The organism is Kocuria subflava, assembly GCF_012163155.1.
GTDB classification, from domain to species: domain Bacteria; phylum Actinomycetota; class Actinomycetes; order Actinomycetales; family Micrococcaceae; genus Kocuria; species Kocuria subflava.
In genome coordinates, this window is sequence record NZ_JAAVUN010000239.1 from 1 (window position 1) to 525 (window position 525).

Below are 525 nucleotides of genomic sequence, written 5' to 3' on the forward strand. Positions count from 1 at the left end.
AGCCAAGTTCATCCCCACGCCACCGCCCGCTTGACGGAAATGTTGACCTCGAACGTTCCTTCAAGTCCCGCCAGCGTGAAGTAGAGCGGCATGTACATCTCCGAGCTACGGGCTCGCTTGATGCCGCCCAGGTCGATGATCACGTCGTCGCTCCAGCCGAATTGGTGCAGGATGTCCAGCGCCACAGCCTTTGCATCCTCGTGGTCACTGGCCAGGAAGATGTTGTGATCGCCCGGGATCTTGGACGGGTCGACCATGACTTCACAGAACACGGTGTTCAGAGTCTTGACCACGTGGGCATCGGGGTAGGCCCGCTGAATCTGCTCGCCCAGGCTGTCCGTGTTCGCCACGGTGAGCGTGGGCGGCATGCCTTCGGACATGTCCAGCGGCAGCGCGACGTCCACGATGACCTTGCCGCTGAGGTTCGCCGCACCCACTGCTTCCAGCGCTTGCAAGGACACGGCGCCGTGAGTGGCGTTGAGCACCACCTCGGCGGACGCACCGGCATCGGGATAGGCCAAGGCG

Annotated in this window: 1 protein-coding gene; it reads right to left on the reverse strand. The window is 63.0% G+C overall.

Translation table 11 applies throughout. The features are described 5' to 3' along the window. Nucleotides 1–8 precede the first annotated feature (8 nt). A partial coding sequence (locus GTW58_RS13960; RefSeq protein ID WP_168023648.1) for an NADPH-dependent F420 reductase occupies nucleotides 9–525 on the reverse strand: 517 nt, incomplete at its 5' end.